The sequence below is a fragment of the Chitinophaga tropicalis genome (assembly GCF_009758205.1).
GTDB lineage: Bacteria > Bacteroidota > Bacteroidia > Chitinophagales > Chitinophagaceae > Chitinophaga > Chitinophaga tropicalis.
Genome location: NZ_WRXN01000006.1, coordinates 459,897 through 476,952 on the forward strand (window position 1 = coordinate 459,897; position 17,056 = coordinate 476,952).

23 protein-coding genes are annotated in these 17,056 nt (G+C 45.7%); 3 read left to right on the forward strand and 20 right to left on the reverse strand.

The features are described 5' to 3' along the window. Nucleotides 1-2: 2 nt before the first annotated feature. From GO493_RS16500 to GO493_RS16585, 18 genes are all read right to left on the reverse strand, one after another. A complete protein-coding gene (locus GO493_RS16500; RefSeq protein ID WP_157307307.1) occupies nucleotides 3-2,375 on the reverse strand; it encodes a glycoside hydrolase family 16 protein in 2,373 nt (790 codons plus the stop codon). Nucleotides 2,376-2,396: 21 nt separating this feature from the next. Beyond that, the gene (locus tag GO493_RS16505) at nucleotides 2,397-2,852 is read right to left on the reverse strand and encodes a hypothetical protein (RefSeq protein WP_157307308.1); all 456 of its coding nucleotides are present in this window, start codon (nucleotides 2,850-2,852) and stop codon (nucleotides 2,397-2,399) included. Between the two features lie 4 nt (nucleotides 2,853-2,856). After that, complete coding sequence (locus tag GO493_RS16510) at nucleotides 2,857-3,726, reverse strand: phage baseplate protein (RefSeq protein WP_157307309.1); 870 nt, start codon at nucleotides 3,724-3,726, stop codon at nucleotides 2,857-2,859. After that, nucleotides 3,723-4,208 (reverse strand): hypothetical protein, encoded by a 486-nt coding sequence (locus GO493_RS16515; RefSeq protein WP_157307310.1) that lies wholly within the window; start codon nucleotides 4,206-4,208, stop codon nucleotides 3,723-3,725. Before GO493_RS16515 ends, GO493_RS16510 begins: the two co-directional genes overlap by 4 nt. Continuing rightward, on the reverse strand, nucleotides 4,205-5,047 hold the full coding sequence (locus GO493_RS16520; protein WP_157307311.1) for a nucleotidyltransferase: 843 nt from the start codon (nucleotides 5,045-5,047) through the stop codon (nucleotides 4,205-4,207). Before GO493_RS16520 ends, GO493_RS16515 begins: the two co-directional genes overlap by 4 nt. 20 nt (nucleotides 5,048-5,067) lie before the next feature. Then, the gene (locus GO493_RS16525; protein ID WP_157307312.1) at nucleotides 5,068-5,364 is read right to left on the reverse strand and encodes a hypothetical protein; all 297 of its coding nucleotides are present in this window, start codon (nucleotides 5,362-5,364) and stop codon (nucleotides 5,068-5,070) included. Then, nucleotides 5,351-5,644 (reverse strand): hypothetical protein, encoded by a 294-nt coding sequence (locus GO493_RS16530; protein WP_157307313.1) that lies wholly within the window; start codon nucleotides 5,642-5,644, stop codon nucleotides 5,351-5,353. The genes GO493_RS16525 and GO493_RS16530 overlap by 14 nt, the downstream gene beginning before the upstream one ends. Beyond that, nucleotides 5,641-5,865, reverse strand: coding sequence for a hypothetical protein (locus GO493_RS16535; protein ID WP_157307314.1), 225 nt, complete (start codon nucleotides 5,863-5,865; stop codon nucleotides 5,641-5,643). Before GO493_RS16535 ends, GO493_RS16530 begins: the two co-directional genes overlap by 4 nt. 4 nt (nucleotides 5,866-5,869) lie before the next feature. Further along, complete coding sequence (locus tag GO493_RS16540) at nucleotides 5,870-6,337, reverse strand: hypothetical protein (RefSeq protein WP_157307315.1); 468 nt, start codon at nucleotides 6,335-6,337, stop codon at nucleotides 5,870-5,872. After that, nucleotides 6,330-7,340 (reverse strand): hypothetical protein, encoded by a 1,011-nt coding sequence (locus tag GO493_RS16545; RefSeq protein ID WP_157307316.1) that lies wholly within the window; start codon nucleotides 7,338-7,340, stop codon nucleotides 6,330-6,332. Before GO493_RS16545 ends, GO493_RS16540 begins: the two co-directional genes overlap by 8 nt. Next, nucleotides 7,340-7,870, reverse strand: a complete 531-nt coding sequence (locus GO493_RS16550) for a DUF6046 domain-containing protein (RefSeq protein ID WP_157307317.1) — start codon at nucleotides 7,868-7,870, stop codon at nucleotides 7,340-7,342. Before GO493_RS16550 ends, GO493_RS16545 begins: the two co-directional genes overlap by 1 nt. Before the next feature lie 2 nt (nucleotides 7,871-7,872). Further along, nucleotides 7,873-9,591 carry a tape measure protein gene (locus GO493_RS16555; protein ID WP_157307318.1) on the reverse strand — a complete coding sequence of 573 codons (1,719 nt, stop codon included), beginning with the start codon at nucleotides 9,589-9,591 and terminating at the stop codon, nucleotides 7,873-7,875. A gap of 203 nt (nucleotides 9,592-9,794) precedes the next feature. Continuing rightward, the gene (locus GO493_RS16560) at nucleotides 9,795-10,106 is read right to left on the reverse strand and encodes a hypothetical protein (protein ID WP_157307319.1); all 312 of its coding nucleotides are present in this window, start codon (nucleotides 10,104-10,106) and stop codon (nucleotides 9,795-9,797) included. 53 nt (nucleotides 10,107-10,159) lie between these two features. Further along, nucleotides 10,160-10,582, reverse strand: a complete 423-nt coding sequence (locus tag GO493_RS16565; protein WP_157307320.1) for a hypothetical protein — start codon at nucleotides 10,580-10,582, stop codon at nucleotides 10,160-10,162. Nucleotides 10,583-10,614: 32 nt separating this feature from the next. After that, nucleotides 10,615-11,784 (reverse strand): DUF2586 family protein, encoded by a 1,170-nt coding sequence (locus GO493_RS16570; protein ID WP_157307321.1) that lies wholly within the window; start codon nucleotides 11,782-11,784, stop codon nucleotides 10,615-10,617. Nucleotides 11,785-11,821: 37 nt separating this feature from the next. After that, on the reverse strand, nucleotides 11,822-12,253 hold the full coding sequence (locus GO493_RS16575; RefSeq protein ID WP_157307322.1) for a hypothetical protein: 432 nt from the start codon (nucleotides 12,251-12,253) through the stop codon (nucleotides 11,822-11,824). Nucleotides 12,254-12,263: 10 nt separating this feature from the next. After that, nucleotides 12,264-12,674 carry an N-acetylmuramoyl-L-alanine amidase gene (locus GO493_RS16580; protein WP_157307323.1) on the reverse strand — a complete coding sequence of 137 codons (411 nt, stop codon included), beginning with the start codon at nucleotides 12,672-12,674 and terminating at the stop codon, nucleotides 12,264-12,266. Nucleotides 12,675-12,676: 2 nt separating this feature from the next. Beyond that, complete coding sequence (locus GO493_RS16585) at nucleotides 12,677-12,928, reverse strand: hypothetical protein (protein WP_157307324.1); 252 nt, start codon at nucleotides 12,926-12,928, stop codon at nucleotides 12,677-12,679. 274 nt (nucleotides 12,929-13,202) lie between these two features. Between GO493_RS16585 and GO493_RS16590 the strand changes: the two genes are divergently transcribed. Next, nucleotides 13,203-13,700: a hypothetical protein gene (locus GO493_RS16590; protein ID WP_157307325.1), complete on the forward strand. Its 498-nt coding sequence runs from the start codon at nucleotides 13,203-13,205 to the stop codon at nucleotides 13,698-13,700. Between the two features lie 182 nt (nucleotides 13,701-13,882). Further along, on the forward strand, nucleotides 13,883-14,371 hold the full coding sequence (locus GO493_RS16595) for a hypothetical protein (RefSeq protein ID WP_157307326.1): 489 nt from the start codon (nucleotides 13,883-13,885) through the stop codon (nucleotides 14,369-14,371). 41 nt (nucleotides 14,372-14,412) lie between these two features. Here the strand turns inward: GO493_RS16595 and GO493_RS16600 are convergent, their stop codons facing one another. Together GO493_RS16600 and GO493_RS16605 are read right to left on the reverse strand one after the other, a co-directional pair. Next, complete coding sequence (locus GO493_RS16600; protein WP_157307327.1) at nucleotides 14,413-14,724, reverse strand: transposase; 312 nt, start codon at nucleotides 14,722-14,724, stop codon at nucleotides 14,413-14,415. 43 nt (nucleotides 14,725-14,767) lie between these two features. Continuing rightward, entirely contained in the window at nucleotides 14,768-15,421 is a 654-nt protein-coding gene (locus GO493_RS16605; protein WP_157307328.1) for a P-loop NTPase family protein, read from the reverse strand. A 512-nt stretch (nucleotides 15,422-15,933) separates the two neighbouring features. On the opposite strand from GO493_RS16605, the gene GO493_RS16610 reads away from it, so the two are divergent. Beyond that, a complete protein-coding gene (locus GO493_RS16610; protein ID WP_157307329.1) occupies nucleotides 15,934-17,043 on the forward strand; it encodes a DUF2911 domain-containing protein in 1,110 nt (369 codons plus the stop codon). Nucleotides 17,044-17,056: the final 13 nt, after the last annotated feature.

The following is a 17,056-nucleotide window of genomic DNA, read 5'->3' on the forward strand; positions in this document are numbered from 1 at the left end:
ATTTACGGTTGAGGAAGAGGAAAACTCTTGAAGCCGTCAAACGGATATGTTTCTCCTACCATTCTGTTGGCGCCATTGGCGTCTTCATCTATGAAAGGGGTATGTGAAATCTTCCTGATTGTCATTTTCTGATACCTCCAGGTGGCCGCAGGCCCTGCCCATGCACCTGTTGGATTTACCTGCCAGGGCCGTTCAGGATTAGGCTGTGAAGGGAACCACAAACCAATGGTCCACCTGCCCGGAATGTCTGGTACAAAATGCCTGTTCACCTGTATCTGTTGTCCGTCAACATAAAACTCAACCCTGTCAGCGTACCAGTCAAAACGAAACTCATGAAACTCATCATCCCACACATCTTTTCCAATGCTTGTCAACATAGAGAGATATTCGTCATTGAATGGATCTGTACCAAACGTGAATCCTTTGCCGGAGCCAAGTTCGCCTTTCCAGTTATTACACTTGATATTGTTGGTGCGTGGCTGATGAAGATGCTGTACTTCATTGTTGAGCTTAGCCCAGCTGCTCAGTACATTAGGCTGGGCTACATTGTTCAGCTGCCAGGTACCATTGTTGGCAGGGTCAGGATCTGATTCCACAGCCACTTTCTCTCCACTCCAGTTTATGTGATAATTGGGAGAAAGCATTTCTGCAACTGTAGCGAAAATATGATTGGCATTATGACTGGGCAACTCCATATCAATCTCGTTGTTCTCAACAACATAATATCCGTCTGCAAAACTGCCCTGGCGGTGTAATCCCTGTGCCAGCAATTGTTCGTATCGGGGGTCCTGCGGATACACCTCTCCATAATGGAATGTCCAGAATGCAGGCGCCACACCCATTTCCCGCGGAAGCTTTGCTTCTACAACATAGCTGCCATAACCACAATACTCCTTAGAGGCTATTACGGCGCCTACTCTTGTTGTCCATGGCGCATTATACAGCGGGTCTTCGGGATTGTCATGCAGTTTCAGAGTTCCATTCTTGGCATACCCCTGCACATTACCATCATAAAGATCTCCATGTGCTTCCATTACCAGCAGGCCATCCTGCATATAAATGTTCTGCGGAGATACGCCACCGTTAGCCCCCCCCCAGCTTTTAGCCATAGCATAGAAGTTAGACTTCAGCTGGCTTTCAGCTACGCCGTTGTCAGTACTGAAATCAAGTTCCAGCGGATAGGCCACCTTGTCAAAAGGAAGGATGCTGATCCCAACCGGCGCTGTTACACCGGAACTGTTCTGAATATAAAATAGCCTGTAGCCTGTAGGGGCATCCGGAGGAATAGTACACACAATACGGCTATTGTTGATGACGATCATGTTCTTCCTGTAGATGCTGTATTTATCTTCGGGATTATCCGGGTTTTCCAGGATGCCAACAGGGTAGGGTGGCTCCATGTATTTACCGGCAACATTGTCGTCCAGCACCAGCAGGGAGTTGTAGTAAAATTTACTGAAAATGCCTCCCATAGTGCCGACATTGAGTGGGGTCCCTATACGGTTCAGTGTTGGTACGCCTGCATCAGTAAGCGCTCCCGTAAACGTATTGAAACTGTTCAGCCACATTTTTGAAGCGGTTATATCAGCTGCTCTGAACACAAGTATTTTGTTCCATTGACCTGTGTTGATAGTAGTTGCGCTGACTATCTCTTCTATAACCTCACCATTCTGATGTCGCCAGTGTACTTTTTTTGTATCACAGTTAACATATAACAAGATGCCGTTGCCACCTGGTGCTGCGCCAAAAGAAACAAGCGGCCAGATACCCGTAGCTGGCAGGTCTTCAGCATTCACATAGAAATGAAGACCCAGGCTGTATTTTGTTTTGACATCTCTTTCCAGTGCCAGGCTGGTAGGTGCCTGTATCCTGTCTGCACTGGCGGTAAAACTGATTCCTATCAGGTCCTTTGCTTTTTTCCACACCGGCCCTCCCACCAGTGTAATGTTCGGATTATAACCGAACCAGTCTGCCAGTGAATATTCCAGGCCATAATAACCGCCTATTTTGGGAGGAAGCGTTGCGTCCAGGAAGCCGGTAGAATTATTACAGATCAGTTCTGAATTGTGATAATATGCTTTAGTGATCTCTGCTGTCTCCATTTCCCGGGGAGTAGTGTATACCATATCAAACTGTCCGCCGGCAGGATCGTTATTAGAGATCCTGAAAACATAGGTAGTATCCTCTTCCAGGTTTTTGATCACGGGAGGGTTTAAGATAGTACCATCAGTATATACCTGCATCTCATCAGCAATAAGCGTATAATTGATCGCTTCGTCCTCATCACTTTTCCTTCTTACACGCAATGTCATCAGTTGCAGCTGTGTAGCGGCTTTCCCCGGCTCCCATTTTATTTTCTTAAGTTCGAAATTCATTTCTTGCTTTTTTTAGGATGACTAAACGAAGTTGTCCAGTTCAATGCCTGCTATCACACCCGGATAATTGGCAGCAGCTTTGGTCATATACAATCTGAACCATGTGTTGTTTTCCTGGTCAAATTTTTCATACACTTCGCCGCCTTCTTGAATGTTGGGACAGATGACCTGCGTACCTGGCACTGCGTCCGGGTATTGTGCATTCAACGCTTCATCTGTTAAAGGTTGCAGTACATCTGCTCTTCTTATTTTAAGGCTGGCTGACACCATATCCTGCACCTGCTGGTACAGGATATGGTAGGCCTCAAGGTCAGCTTTGTTGTCAAGCAGGCTGCGTAGTCCGGCGATACCGTCAATGTCCACTTTGTCTTCCGACTTGTGCACAAAGCTGTCCAGCCAGTCCCAGAACTGGTCCTGCGTGGGGTAATCCCCCGTTTGAAACCAGTCTTTTAGTTTGTTCCGTTCGCGTATCGCCATAGTATTATAATTTCATTATCCAGAGAGTCACGATATAAGGAGGGCGGTTTTCATGCGCCTGGTTAGAACCTGTATAGTTCGTATCAAACGTCTGATAGAATTGTGCGCCATCCCTTGATGCATGGATGTAATAATAGTTGTCGGTCCTGTCGCCTGAATCGTCTGGCCAGCCACGGGCAGACACCTGCTTATTACCTGTGTGCATGTGGCTTGGCAGTTGTGCGGTGGTCAGCGTTACAGAGTCCTGTCCGCCTGTTGCGCCCAGTACATTATAACCTGCCCTGGAAGGATCGTAGCCAACAGGGAATCTTCCGTTCCTGTTTTTCGTACCGTTATTGCCGTTACATATGGCCCATCCTGCTCTTTCGTTCTTACCTAAACCGGTACCGTCAAAGTTGGCAGATATATAGGCTGCTGTGCAATCCAGTTCAATGATGTCGCCGGTTTTCCAGACTTTGGCCAGCTGTTGGGTAAGTCTCGTATCCAGCGATGCGATCACACCTTTCAGCCCCAGCAATGTTTCAATGCGTTGCAGGCTGCTGTAGCTGATACCACCGGAAGCAAAACGTGCCCTGCGGGTGAAATAAACAGTACGTGTTACCTGGTCTGCAAAGAGACGGTCTTCCGTTATTTCTTCTATGATCCAGGTAGATTGTTTGGGACCTCCGGTAAAGGGCAGCAATTCGCCGTTGTAACTGATCCAGCCATCCGCAACAGTATTGCCTGTTTCCTCCATGCCTGACACTATTACAGCGCTGCCTACCAGCTTTGCAAGCGCACCCAGGGCATTCCTGTATGACTGCTGCATAAAGTCCAGCGTATACTGGGTCATAGGAAACCCACCCAGGTTTGTCAATTGTTCTACTTTATTCATACGTTTTGTATTTTATAGCTCTTCCCTGCCAGTTTATAGTTGTTGATCAATGCTGTCATCTCATTCTCATTGTAACTCAGACCAGCCGGTAACAGCACATAGAAATCCACCGAGTCACTACCTATTTCAGATTCCGTGAACAGGTATACTGGTTTGTTCTCTTCCTCCTTATAGATATACAATGGTTTGTTCTCTGCATCCTGGTACAGATATTCAGCCGTATATGTGATAGCATCTTTAATGCGGATCCTTCGGCCGGAAATATCATATCTGTCATTCAGCAGCTTTTCCATATATACTACCTGTGGCGTAATATTGAGCCGGTAAAGATTAGCATCCCTGTTGCGTTTGAACTGCTGGTACAGGTAGTTCACAGGGTTGGTTAATGCCTGTAGCCAGGCTACGTGTCTGAGCTTCCTCATCCTGGGTGGTATTAACAGCCGCACCAGTTTTGGATAGTCTATGTCAAATATCTTACTCATATAATGGCGCTTTGTGGTATGTACGAGATGGTCAGGTCTGTAGCATTCAATATGCGGAGGTAACCTGCGTCAGGACTATATTTCACATCAAAGGCGGTGTAGGGCAGTGAGCCGTATCTTGCCTGCGCCTGTTCAATATGAGGGATGACCACGCCATCTACCTGCTGTAAGGCATCTACCAGGTAGGCCAATACCATCGTTCCGTTAAAAGGCAGTGTTTTCAGGTATTCCCTTACTTTTTTGCCCACAGGGTCCGGGTCTGTACCATCCAGCCGTGAACCGGTGTTGTCCAGCACCAATGGGTTATAGTAGATGGTGAGAGACAGTTTCAGACTATCAGCAGGAAGGCTTTCTACAACGAGTGGATTCACGCCTGCATCTTTGATACGGTTCATGTATTCTTCGAAAGCAGGCAGCTGTATAGTGCTGAGAGCGTCCAGATCACCGTTCACAATGCGCGCTACTTTGAGGCGCAGACCTTTTGCCTGTTCTACAACAGCGCTGAAAGCGATGATCTTCTGTTCCGCAACATCCTCTTCAGAAAGACCAGTGTTGTCATAGTAGTCTTCTTCGGCTACCAGTTCTGACCCATACTGAAAGTCCTTCGCTTTATTAGCGTACCAGCGCAGGCTGTGCGGGGCTTTTTCATTGATCAGGGTGTTCACCTCGTTTTTGTGCAGGTCAAACAGGTTTTCCAGCGCCCACACAGATACAGCTACAATGTAAGTCCACAGCCGCCATACGGCCACCTTACTGGTGCTGTTCAGGTCGGCAAGTCCCGCTGTTGCCTTTATCCTGTTGATGATGTCATCCTGTATTTCGGTGATTGTTCTTGCCATAATTATTTTTTTACTCTTGTTTAACTTACACGGAAGTCGACCTGTATTCCCATGTAACCAATACCACCTTTGATAGCAGCGTCATCATCTGCAGTGTAGGCGTTGGCAGGTATCACGCCCTCATCTTCATAGAGCTGGAAGGTCCGCTTGTTTATGATCTCTGTATCGGGTATCAGCAATATGCCGCCGGCCTTGAGATCATCCGTGATACTGCGGTCATTTACGACAGCAAAATCAAACAATGCGCCGATGCCTCCTTTCTCTTGTATGGAGATGTCCAGCAGACACTGGTGGGGTTTAACATTAACTGTTTCCATAAATTGCATCAATATTTAGCTGCCCGGTGTCTGTAACGTTGATCGACTTCAGCTGCATGCCGTCAGCAAGGAACTGCTTATGGATCTCCCGCAGCAAAGCAGAGGTATTATTGTCCTGCAGAAAGCCAAAGGCATCTATCCCAACGGAGGGAAATTCCTTGAAGCTTCCCCTGTTATTCATCAGCAATAACTCCTGCTGCTGCAGATCACTGAAACCGGTTTTGAGATCGCCTGACTGTATGTCAAGGTCAATATCCTGGGTTAACAATATATCTTTCATGATAGATTACCATTGAATACTCCGGTGACCGGACCACCGCCCGCGGCGGTGGTCAGTCCCGTTGTGTAATTAATCGTGGCTGTCTTAACATAAGTATCTACGGCTTCTGCCAGTTTGCTGCAAAGCTGATTAAGGCCCTGCTCTTCGTCTCCGCCAGCATCTTTCATACTTTTGAAAGCGCTTTTAATACTTTGTTCCAGTCCACTTTTGTTCAGGGGCATATGATTATTTTAAAAGTTTAGCTAATCGCTGTTTAATATCTGCAAAAGCGGCCTTGTTCATAGGAGCATAGATCGTTACAATTTCATCCAGCAGATCGTCCAGGCATTTCTTCAGAGATTCTTCGCCGGCACTTATTTTCAGCCCGTCTTTATCCAGCTCCAGGTATTTTTCACCTACCCTGCATCTGATCAGTTCAGGTTCTTCCATGCTTATCATAAGATAGTTGTCACTCCTGTTGATCCTGGCTATGAGTACGCTGCTGTCTTTAGCTGGAAATATGATCATGCCTTTATCATCTTCTTCGATCACTGAACGCAGACGCACATTAGGTATTTTCAATCCATCGAAGGTGATCACGTCTATAGTGCCTGCATCTTTATTGGAATCTTCTACCTGTGCAGATATGATAGTAGCTTTTTCCCTGCTGAGGTTCCTTAGCCCCTCAATTAGCTGTGCCTGTATTCTACTCATCGTTCTTGCTTATTTTAACGCCTATTTCGCTGATCCTCCTTGCACCGCCGGTGCCGAATTTCACTTCTGTACTTTCTATCAGGTAAGTGCCATCGCGTTCTTTATACTTTGCATCTTTTAGCGTAGCTCTATAGCCAGGCAGGGCAAAAGGCACAAGGAACCCTGTTACTTTCCCTTCGTAGCCATCGTATCTCAGTTCCTGTGCTTTTCTTTCTGCTACCTGCAACAGCTCTTTTTCTGATTCGATGTTCTGTACGAAGATGGTCCTGATAGCGCCACTGCTATCACCAGCTGTTTTTACCACGGCTTTGTTACGCTTGTCGAAGTAAACAGCTTTCACCTGTATCTTTACGTCCTTTTCCTTTCTGAACTTCAGCTGATCATCTTTCACCAGGTTCCATCCTATGGTATATTCTACAGCTGTTTTATCAGGTTGTGGAATATAGGCCAGCCCGGCGTAGAGAATGTTGCCGGAAAAATAGACAGTGAGGTACAGGTTCTTTTTGATCCAGTCCAGCGCGTCGGTACCACTGATATTGCCTTCACAAACCTGTTCCAGCTGGATATCCGGAATTTCGTTACTCAGCTTTATATCCGTTCCGTCTATCAGCATTTCCAGCATTTTTTTCAGCGTGGTCTTTTCTTTACCGGAAGACCAGAGAACATTCTTCCTTCTCAGCTGCCAGCTATAACCTTCGCATTCTATCTCACAGGGAGATGCCGCGTTGACCCTTTTTATAAAGCCTTTAAATTCCGGCGCTTCAGGATATTCGTTATTATATCCCAGCCAGATCTCAACAGGATCTCCTTCATTAAAGACTTTGGCGGTAGATACGGATTTGGTGGACAGTTTGACGTTCTCCTTAAAATTAAGCCTTGCAGAAGCCGGAAGCAGGATTGTGGCGGTATCGATAAAAGAGTGTATACTTCTTTTGATCTTTACATCATTTATAGATGTGAACATGAAGCCGCCTATTGTGATCTTACATCTGAGGGTGAACATTATATTTCATTTAGGTCAAAGTTCCAGTCACTTACGAGGTTTATCTCGTATGTCTTGATGTTCTGTGTGCCGGATATTTCAGGCCAGCTGATATCAGTGATCACAACAGTGTTTTTACCTTGCATAAAGATGTCTGTAAGTACACACACTATTTCCAGGCTTGTATCCAGGATGTACAGATCGTGGATAGCTTTGATCTCTTTTGCCGGGTAGCTGTTGTCTTCTGAAACAATGATACCTTTGATGTTGATCTTAAAATCTTCCTGACCTATCAGTTCTTTCACAGTACCCATGCGGTTCACCATTACGGTTTCCACAATGGTTTTCTTACTTGTGATGCGTATCACGGGGTTGGGAAGTACTGTTCCTCCCAATGTTACCGGCATGAAATAAGAGCGTCCGTGAAGGCCCTTGGCGAAATATTGTGCAACATCGCCGGGGTTTTCAGGTTGTTTGGCTATATTAAATACCGGAGGTGTGTACCCCCACGTTGTCTGGAAGATTTTTTGTATGTCGAAACTTGCTGCCATAATTATTCAATTGCGTTTGCACTGTTTAAAACCCGGAGCAATGCTTCTGTTACTATTTGCTCCATATCTGATACACCTTGCTGCACGGTAGAAGAGTTGATATTGATATCATCAAAAAGCTTTTGCAGGTTAATGATAATATTGCGTGCTCCGCCACCGGTGATGCCTTCTACTTTTCCCTGTGCAGTATTTAAACCGTTGCTGGCGTTGGCACGGGTTGGAGTATTGCCCAGCGTGGAATAATCAGCTGGTTGCGCCATCCTGGGAGCGGCGGGCGTTTTAGGCATAAGGCTTTTCAGAGAGACCGGCTTCATGTTCACGCCATCATCAAACCCTTTTGAGAATGCTTTCCCAAGACTACCTGCATTGTTGTAGGCATTTTTCGCAGCAGTGATGCCCGTGAGGTCTGAAACTGCCTGTTTGCCTGTTTCCCATGCTTTGCTCCATTCACCTTCAAAAATATATCCCAGCGCTTTTGCGAGGCCGCCCATGCCTGTGATCAGGCCTTTGATCCTGTCTATAACAAAATCTTTTATCAGCGTACCGAATGCTTTCAGCCATTCCCAGGCCCCCACAATGGCGCCCCTGAATCCTGAAAAAGTGTTCCACAGATATATGATGCCTGATATCAGTGCCACAATTCCTGCCACTACAAGTCCTGCAGGATTGAGGCTCATGACGAGGTTAACAGCGCCTTGTGCTATTGCCCAGAGTTTATATCCTATGAGAGCGCCACCTATTACTACAGCCAGACCTTCTATCAGTCCTGAATGTTCTGCCAGCCATCCGGCCACCATCTGTAATGCTGTTCCCATCGGAATAAGCACGTTATTGATGAAATCTGTTGCCAGCGGCAGAAGAGCAGTGCCCAGCGTGGTACCGGCCATATTCATTGTTTCGTTGAACTGGTTCCACTTACCTGCGGCGGTATCACTTTGCTGCTGCATGGCGCCGAAGAACTGTCCTCCTGGCCCGGTTGCAGAGATCAGTGAAGTAGTGACCTGATCGACAGAGATCTTTCCTGCTGCCAGATCTGCTTTTAGCTTTTCCATAGAAAGACCTGATGTTCTGGCTATTTCGTCCAGTGGATTGAAACCCGCATCTACCATTGCTTTCATAGAAGTCTCTGTGAGCTTTCCACTTTCCTGTATCTGACCAAATGCTTTGGTGAGCCCGTTAAGCTTTTCCTGGTTGCCTTTGCCCACATCTCCGAGCAAGCTGAGTATAGGTACTACATTTGCAGCGGAGGTGCCACTATCAAGCAGGGCTTTGGCGTTTTCCATGAGGTCTTTGCTCTTGAAAGGAGTGGTAGTCCCCATTTGTTGCAGACTGCCTATCAGTGCTTTGGCAGTGGTGGCACTGCCCGTCAGTTGCTGGAAGGCTACCTGCGTTGTTTGCAGGTCCATCGCCATCTTCAACAGGCCCGTACCACCTTTAATAAGATCGCCAACTTTAAACTCATCACCCTCATCTTTTTTCTTCTTTTCCTTTTGAGGCTCTTCCTGGGGTTTCTTTGTTCTTGAAACGGCTGCTGCCGAAAGAGAGGAAGCTCTTGCTGTAGAAATCTCAATCTGCGTGATCTGTTCCCGAAGCTCTGTTAATGAAGATCCCATTGACTGGGTACTGCTCATCATCGTTCTCTGGAAGATCGAGACCTTACTGGTAGCTGCTTCTGCGGCCCGGCCTATCTGATAAAATTCATCGCTTGTGTTTTCTGCCATTGTTATTAAATTTTATGCACAATGCTACTTTGAGAATAGTGGCAGTCCTTTGGCTTCTCTCTGCCGTATATCGTGCAGTTGCGCAAATTTTTCTGCCCACTGAGCATCTGTAAGTTGCGAGGTGTCAACCTGGGGCAGGTAATACTCGAACAGCGTTTGAATATACCCGAAAGGGTTTTTCTCAAATTCGCCGGACGCCTCGCTTAAAGCTTTTCCACTTCAACTTTTTTCGCTTCCAGCAGTTTGTCCAGTTGCGCACCCAGTCCGTAGAGATAAGACTTATCGTTCAGTATCTCTTCATCTCCACCCAGCCAGGTGGATTTCAGAAGTGTTTCGTGGTAAGCCAGCGGATCACCTGCTATCTGGGTCATTGCGTAGCTTACTTCATCCCTGGTGGGCTTTCTGCAGTAACCTACCTTCTCATCAGCGGCAGTGAGCTTAAATACATCTTTATATTTCTGCTTCCATGCATCAATGTGTTCTTTGGTAATTGCTACCGGTTTTTCTACTGTCATAGTATATTAGTGTATAAGTGTTTTGTAATTAAATAGGAGGACCATGTCAGGGATTAGATGTTCTGCTGCAGGCCCATGAATACGATCGGCAGAGTGATCTCCATGAACTTGGCGCCCTGTTCCCAGCCTTTTTCAAATTCCTTGAACTGGAAACCGCGGATGATGTCTGTACGTGGAGCAGATGTGCTGTCCTTTACATAGGTCACAATGATGTCTGCTGTCAGATCAAGGATGTCCCTGCCACCCGCAGCTCTTACTGCATCAGCCAGTACGTCGTATTCAAATTTCAGCAGTTTGATCTCGCCTTCATAGGTACGTTTACCACGCTGGATACCGATAGGCTCGTCACCCGCACCATGCAGGTGTTCTTTTTCCTGCGTCAGTTTGTATTTGATACCACGGATACCTGTCAGTTCTTTACCCAGCACTACCACTTTCATATTGGCCCAGGTGCATTCTTTGTTGTCAAAAATCATATTGGTTCTTTTTTAAAAGTTGAATAACGGCATTACTGCAGGGCAGGGTTCGTGAAGCCGAGCAATACTTCAATTGTTTTAGTGTATCCCATAGGTACGATAGATGCCCTGACGGTAAGCTTACCAGTGCTGAGCACATTCTGATCTGCATCTATAAAAGCGCTGAAAGAGCTGATCTCGTCTACCATGGCCAGGTTTACAGCAGATTCAATTTTATTCTGCAGATATTTGATCACAGGTACGCTAATCTTACCATTTTCGTCGATAACGATCTCATCGTTCAGTTCATCAACATATGTCTGGTAACTTACCTGGGACGCTTTGTCTATCACCCTTCCCAATGCCAGTTGACTATAATCGTCTGTAGCAGGAGCGCACATAGGATCATCGTTCAGGAAATAACCGGAGCGGCCAATAAATGTGCGTAAGAAGATATAGCCCTTGTCATGCAGCATATCGCCGGAGGTAAGGTCTTCTGCTTTCACTGTATTCACATACGCTGAAGTAACAGGTAGAGAACCATCTTTTACACGGCCCAGGTTGCGTTGTACTGGTATGGATGCAGCCCGGCCAAGTACCAGTCCCACAGAAGCGCTGCCATCGTTGGATGTGCTGCCTATCACTATGCCTGCACGGTTTGCGGTATAGGTACGCAGGTCTTTCAGTGTAGCAGTGTTTGCAGTATCCAGCTTACGGCCTTCTATCAGTACCCGCACAGGTTTATATTGTGCGGTATAAGCTGTTGCCAGCTGTTGTGCTTTAGTGATAGCATCCAGGCTGTCTTTATCCAGACCGTCTGTCAGAGACGGGATATAAGAAGCCGCAGGTGTGCGGGTAAGACCCAGCAGCCTGATACGGCCGCGTGCTGCATCCAGCAGTTTCGATGCGCCGCTCGCATTGGTAACATCTGCCATCTGGGTGAGCGTAACACTGTCTGCTACGGTCATGATGTAGAGCTCTGCACCTTCTCCGGCCAGATCATAGAATTCTTTGATGTGGCGGTATGCACTGGCATTGGTACCGGTTGCGGTGATACCAAGAGCTTCAGCTTCGCTCAGGTTGAAGATAACTTTTGGTGTGCCAAGTGGCAGGTTGGCGGTTGCAACGCCTGTCAGTACCAGTCCTGCTACGCCGTCGTCAGTAGCAACGCTTGTTCCCAGGTTGCCGTTTCCTAATGTAATTGCTACTTTTGGTAATCCCATTTCTCAATTTTTTTGGTCATTGTAATTTGTTTAATTGCTATTTACTTTCACTGTATTTAGCCTGACTGAACAGGTCATAAACATTCTGCTTCTTGGTGTTGCCATCCAGTTCGCGCAAAAGAATACTTTGCAGCTTCTGCAGTACCGCATCCTGCAGTTCCGGTGTTACATTCTTCAGTGCAGCTACAAAGCAAATAAGCTTTGCTTCCAGGTTGGGCTCCTTACTGCAGGTGTTTACAATGTTCAATGTGTCAATGCCTGTTTCCAGCGCCTGTAATACTTTGTTTTTGAAGATCGTATCGGCATCGCCCGGTATGATGGCCTCCAGAAGGTCTGCCAGCGGGCTTTCCAACGCTGATTTAATGATCTTTGTTACGCGCAGCGCTTCTTCAGCATGCAGCGCAATGAATGAATCAAACTGTTTTAATACCTGTTTGATCTTTTGTCCTGCTTTTTTGCAAAATGCCATAGGGATGGTTTTATAGGTCTTTAAATTCTTTACGCGCATCAAAAGATGGGCACGCCTTTTTAACAAATGGAAAGTCCCGGTGACCAAGGATCTGCGCCTGCGGGTACTGGTATTTTAATTCTGTTACCAGTTCGCATATGGCCTTACGCTGCGCTTCCGTTCTGTTATCTGCCGGCTTGTTATCAGCATCTACTCCGCCTATATAACTGACGTGGATGCTATTTGCATTATGTCCTGCTACGCCATTACAGATACGGTCTTCCGTAGCCAGTTGTATCACATGCCCTGATGCTTGTATCAGGTAGTGATAGCCGGGACTTTTCCATTTGAGATTTTCTTTCCAGTATCGCTGGATGGCTTCAGGACGTGTGTCCTGAGGGGTTGCCGTACAATGGAGTACAATGAAATCTATCTTACGCATTTTTAACTGGGGTTATTCCTGTTCAGCACATCTTCCAGCCGCTCCATTACTTTGGTGTTGTTCTCTATCACACCCAGCATTTTTTCCCGGTCATCATCCAGGTATTGTGTTAAACGGTCTTCCAGTTTTATCTGGCGTTTCCATAGTAGCCATGCAATACCAATTAATACCACAACCGTGAAGGCCTGATCGCCTAGCCGCTGCCAGATGGTCTGTGCAGGATCTGTTTGTATAATTGTATTTAATAGTAACATCGAGGTTAACAATTTGTACCGCCCGTTATCAGTAATTTCTCTTTTCACGAACAGCTTTTTTTCTCTTTACTTACTGTGTCAGCAAGCGATTACAATACAAAGAAACAACAACATCAGCCCCTGAAAAAATCGTGAAACAATGCTTATACTTTTTCAGCTGAGTGAATATGCGGTGTATGTACAATCATTGAAAGCACGAATGGAAAAGATGTGTATTGAACCGACCTTTACACTGTTGACCAACAAAAAAATTGATCATCTTAAAAATTGAAGAATGGATAGTTTATTTTCAAATCTTTTTTCCGCACTGCAGTCGCACATTACCACTGCCGCACCTGCCATTAAAGGCGTTTACCCCGAACTGTTACAGACAGAAAACTACAAGGGCGCTCCTGCTGTATGGCCCTGCGTGTTTGTTGACTTTACGAACTTTACATTTGCTGAACTGACACAGAATGTACAGGCAGCCGCAGGAGAACTGGTGTTCAGGCTGGCATATCGTGTTACGGCAGCAGACAACACAACTTTTATCGACACTGCCACAGTATTGAATTATTATGAAGCAGAAAGACAATTACATCAGGCTTTACAGGGATGGACAAATGGTAGTATTGCCCCGCTTGCACGTACAAAGATCAGCACGGAAGACAGGGTAGACAGAGACTGGACATTCCGGGTAAGGGTCATTACTTACAGCCTGGACTTTAATGAATACCCGGCCCCCTCTGTCACAAGCGAGATAGAGAAACCACCATTAGAGTTATTGTCCTGATTAAATTCTTAGCCGGCCACAGGCCGGAAAAGCATCCTCAGAAATCGCTTTTACCGAAGGTAAAAGCGGTTTTCTGAGAAGTTTCGCATTGAGTATGATATAAAGCTCCGGACTGGTGCACTGCCAGTAGGAGAGTGGTATAGATTTTGTTTATCTTTACACTTAAATTTCCGTTAGCTCACATGAAAATTGTACGTCTTTTATTAATATCCGTAGTAGCCTGTCTTGCATCAGCAACTTCTTACGGACAGGATCTGAAGATCATTGGAAAACCTGTTGCTTCCGCATTTCCCTTTGCACGTATTATTGCAGAGAAAATGAAACTTAATCCACCGGATAGTGCAGGAACAAAATCTAATACCCGCATTATAAAAGTGAAACTCACTGCTGCCGGCAACCCGGAAAAATGGGTGATCATCGATTTTAATAAAAATATTGATGTAAACCCTGACGAGATCAAGTCTGTGAGTATTACCGGTTCAGTCAGTGATATTATTGATCTGTATGCGCAGTTATATGATGAGAGCGTGAGAAAGACAAAACCTGAAGATATTTATACATATCAGGATAAGGAAGGAGAAATTAGAAGGATACGTACAGACTACAAGGATGGATACAACGGAGAGGTGAGGATTTTTGGCCGGATAAGTATTTCGAAAAGTACGAAATAAACACAAAGAAAGCCGGTCGCTAGAGCGACCGGCTTTCTTTTTTACCATATTATCCACGGATATAACGACCGTAATGTTTTCACATCCGGTTGCTCTTTTTTCATGATCTGCTCCAGGCGGTCGCTGTTGCATTGCATACGATAAATGATATTGCTGTTCTTGATCCAGAACTCTTTTGAGAGTTCTGTAAGAGCTGTATCATAGCGTTTACCCAGTAATTTGATATGATAATAATACCTGTGTAACAGGCACTCATCCCTGAGCGCTATCATATCTGCAGAACGTCCTTTCCTGACAGTTTTAATTGCAGGGCTTTCAAGATAATTGTTGAAAAGTGATTGTTGTCCTCTCATATTTTTTCTGGTGCTTTTTACTTTAGGTTAATAGGTGCCGTTATTAACGGCGGTCTTTTTCGGGGAGAACTATCATATTGAACATCTCCCTCACTTTTGATTGTACGCGTGATCCGTAGCGTTGTTTTATCTGGCCGGCCGTGAGGCTGGTGGTGATATAAGTATAATGCCAGGGTGTACTGTTCTCATACCTGTTCAGGATGATCTCTGCCATGACGTTAATACGCACATTGTCGTTTTCCACGCCCAGATCGTCAAAACAGGTACCTAACTCCTGCTGATAAAAGGTTTCTTCGGCCAGCGGAATACGGATGGGCACGCTGTAACGACCCAGCATTTCATATCCTTGTATGGCAAAGAGCACATTCAGTTGTCTGCAGTTCACCACCTGGTAACATTGGCGGGTGTTCCTTTTAAACAGTTGCATGAGCGTAGTTTTTCCTGCACCGGTATTGCCCGTTATAAGCAGCCCTTTATGCAGTTTCCAGGATTGTCCTGGCGGGCTCATTTTCTCAAAGGAGGTACATCCCGTAAAGTAATGACAGAGGGCTTTCACCGCCTGTCTGTTCCATTGGTCCACTTCAAATCCACCGGGCAGCATGGATGCCCTTGATTGAATATGATCAAACAGTTCCCAGGGCTTCCAGGAAAAGCTGGTACTGGTTATTTTTTGGGGGTCTTTTTCCTGATTGTCCATTAGCTTCGCTTTGAGTTTTTACAGTGAAATAATCTGCATACAGACCATGCCAGCCGCCCGCTTCCGGCGGACGGCGACACAGCACTGTGGGGTTAACCCAAACAATAATTTTTAGAAAGCTTTTTGTTTGTGGATGGATATAGGTAACGATACAATGGCTGCAATCCTTTGCAGGTAAAACGGTAATTGAAAACGGACCAATAGCGCAACTTTCCTCATATAACCAGCTATTTACTTAACAATATCAAAGTTAGTAGGTCACTTACTATCCATTATGCGTAGTAACCGTTTTATGGCCAAAGTTATCCACAGGAAATGCACAGAATTATATGTAATATATTTGATTTTAGTCGGTTATTTATTAGTTAATTATTTATGTATAGTAGAGGACTGAGCCGGCAGACGGTTATTTTTTACCCGTTTCATAAACAAATCTGACCACTGTACCGTTTATCACAGTATGAATGTCGTACTGAATTTTTTAAGTAGATTAACAATAAAATACCCCAGTTATGAAACTACTATACATTACCACCGGGCTGTTATGCCTATCCTTTACTGTTTTCTCACAGATACCATTAACAACCGCTCCCAGTGGCGGCAATAAAAAAGCCTCAGTCAGCGAACGCATAGGGCTGACAGATATAACGATCCATTATGACAGGCCCGCTGTAAAAGGGCGTGAAGGCAAGATATGGGGACAACTGGTCCCGGAAGGTTTTACAGATCCCGGTTTTGGTTCCAGCAAATCAGCACCGTGGCGGGCAGGCGCTAATGAGAATACCACTATCGAATTTTCAGGCAATGTCAAGGTGGACGGACAACCGCTGCCGGCAGGCAAATACGGTTTGTTTGTAGCTTACGGCCCCAATGAAAGTACCGTCATCTTCTCCCGGAACTCCAACTCCTGGGGTAGCTATTACTACAACGATAAAGAAGATGTACTGAGAATAAAAGTAAAACCGGTTGCGTTGGATAAGAATGTAGAACGGCTCAAATACGAGTTCATGGATCAGACCGAAAATAGTGCGGTGATAGGATTGCAATGGGAAAAACTGATGTTTCCTTTTAAGGTGGAAGTAGATTATATCAATGACCAGATAACATCTTTCCGTAATGAGCTCCGTTCTTCCAGGGGATTCCTGTGGGAAGGATGGGAACAGGCAGCCCAATGGAGCCTGCAGCACGATGTAAACCTGGACGAAGCGCTGTTATGGTCTGATACCGCTACCAGCACTACTTTTGGAGGAGATAAAAGCTTTGCTGCCTGGAGCACAAAAGCTCAGATACTGAATAAGCTGGGGCGTAAAGACGAAGCGGCGGCTGCTATGAAGAAAGCCATGCCTTACGCCGGTATGCAGGAATTACACCAGTACGGCAGACAGCTGGTGCAGCAGAAGCAAAATAAAGAAGCGCTGGACATCTTCAAAAAGAACGCAGAGAAATATCCTGGTCAGTTTACCACACTGGTAGGCCTTGCAAGAGGATACTCCGCTAACGGCGATTATAAGGCTGCCCTGAAATATGCAACACAGGCTGAAACCCTGGCTCCTGACCCTCAGAATAAATCAAGCCTGCAACGTATGATCGGGCTGTTAAAAGAAGGAAAAGATGTGAACTGATTTTTGTTATTGC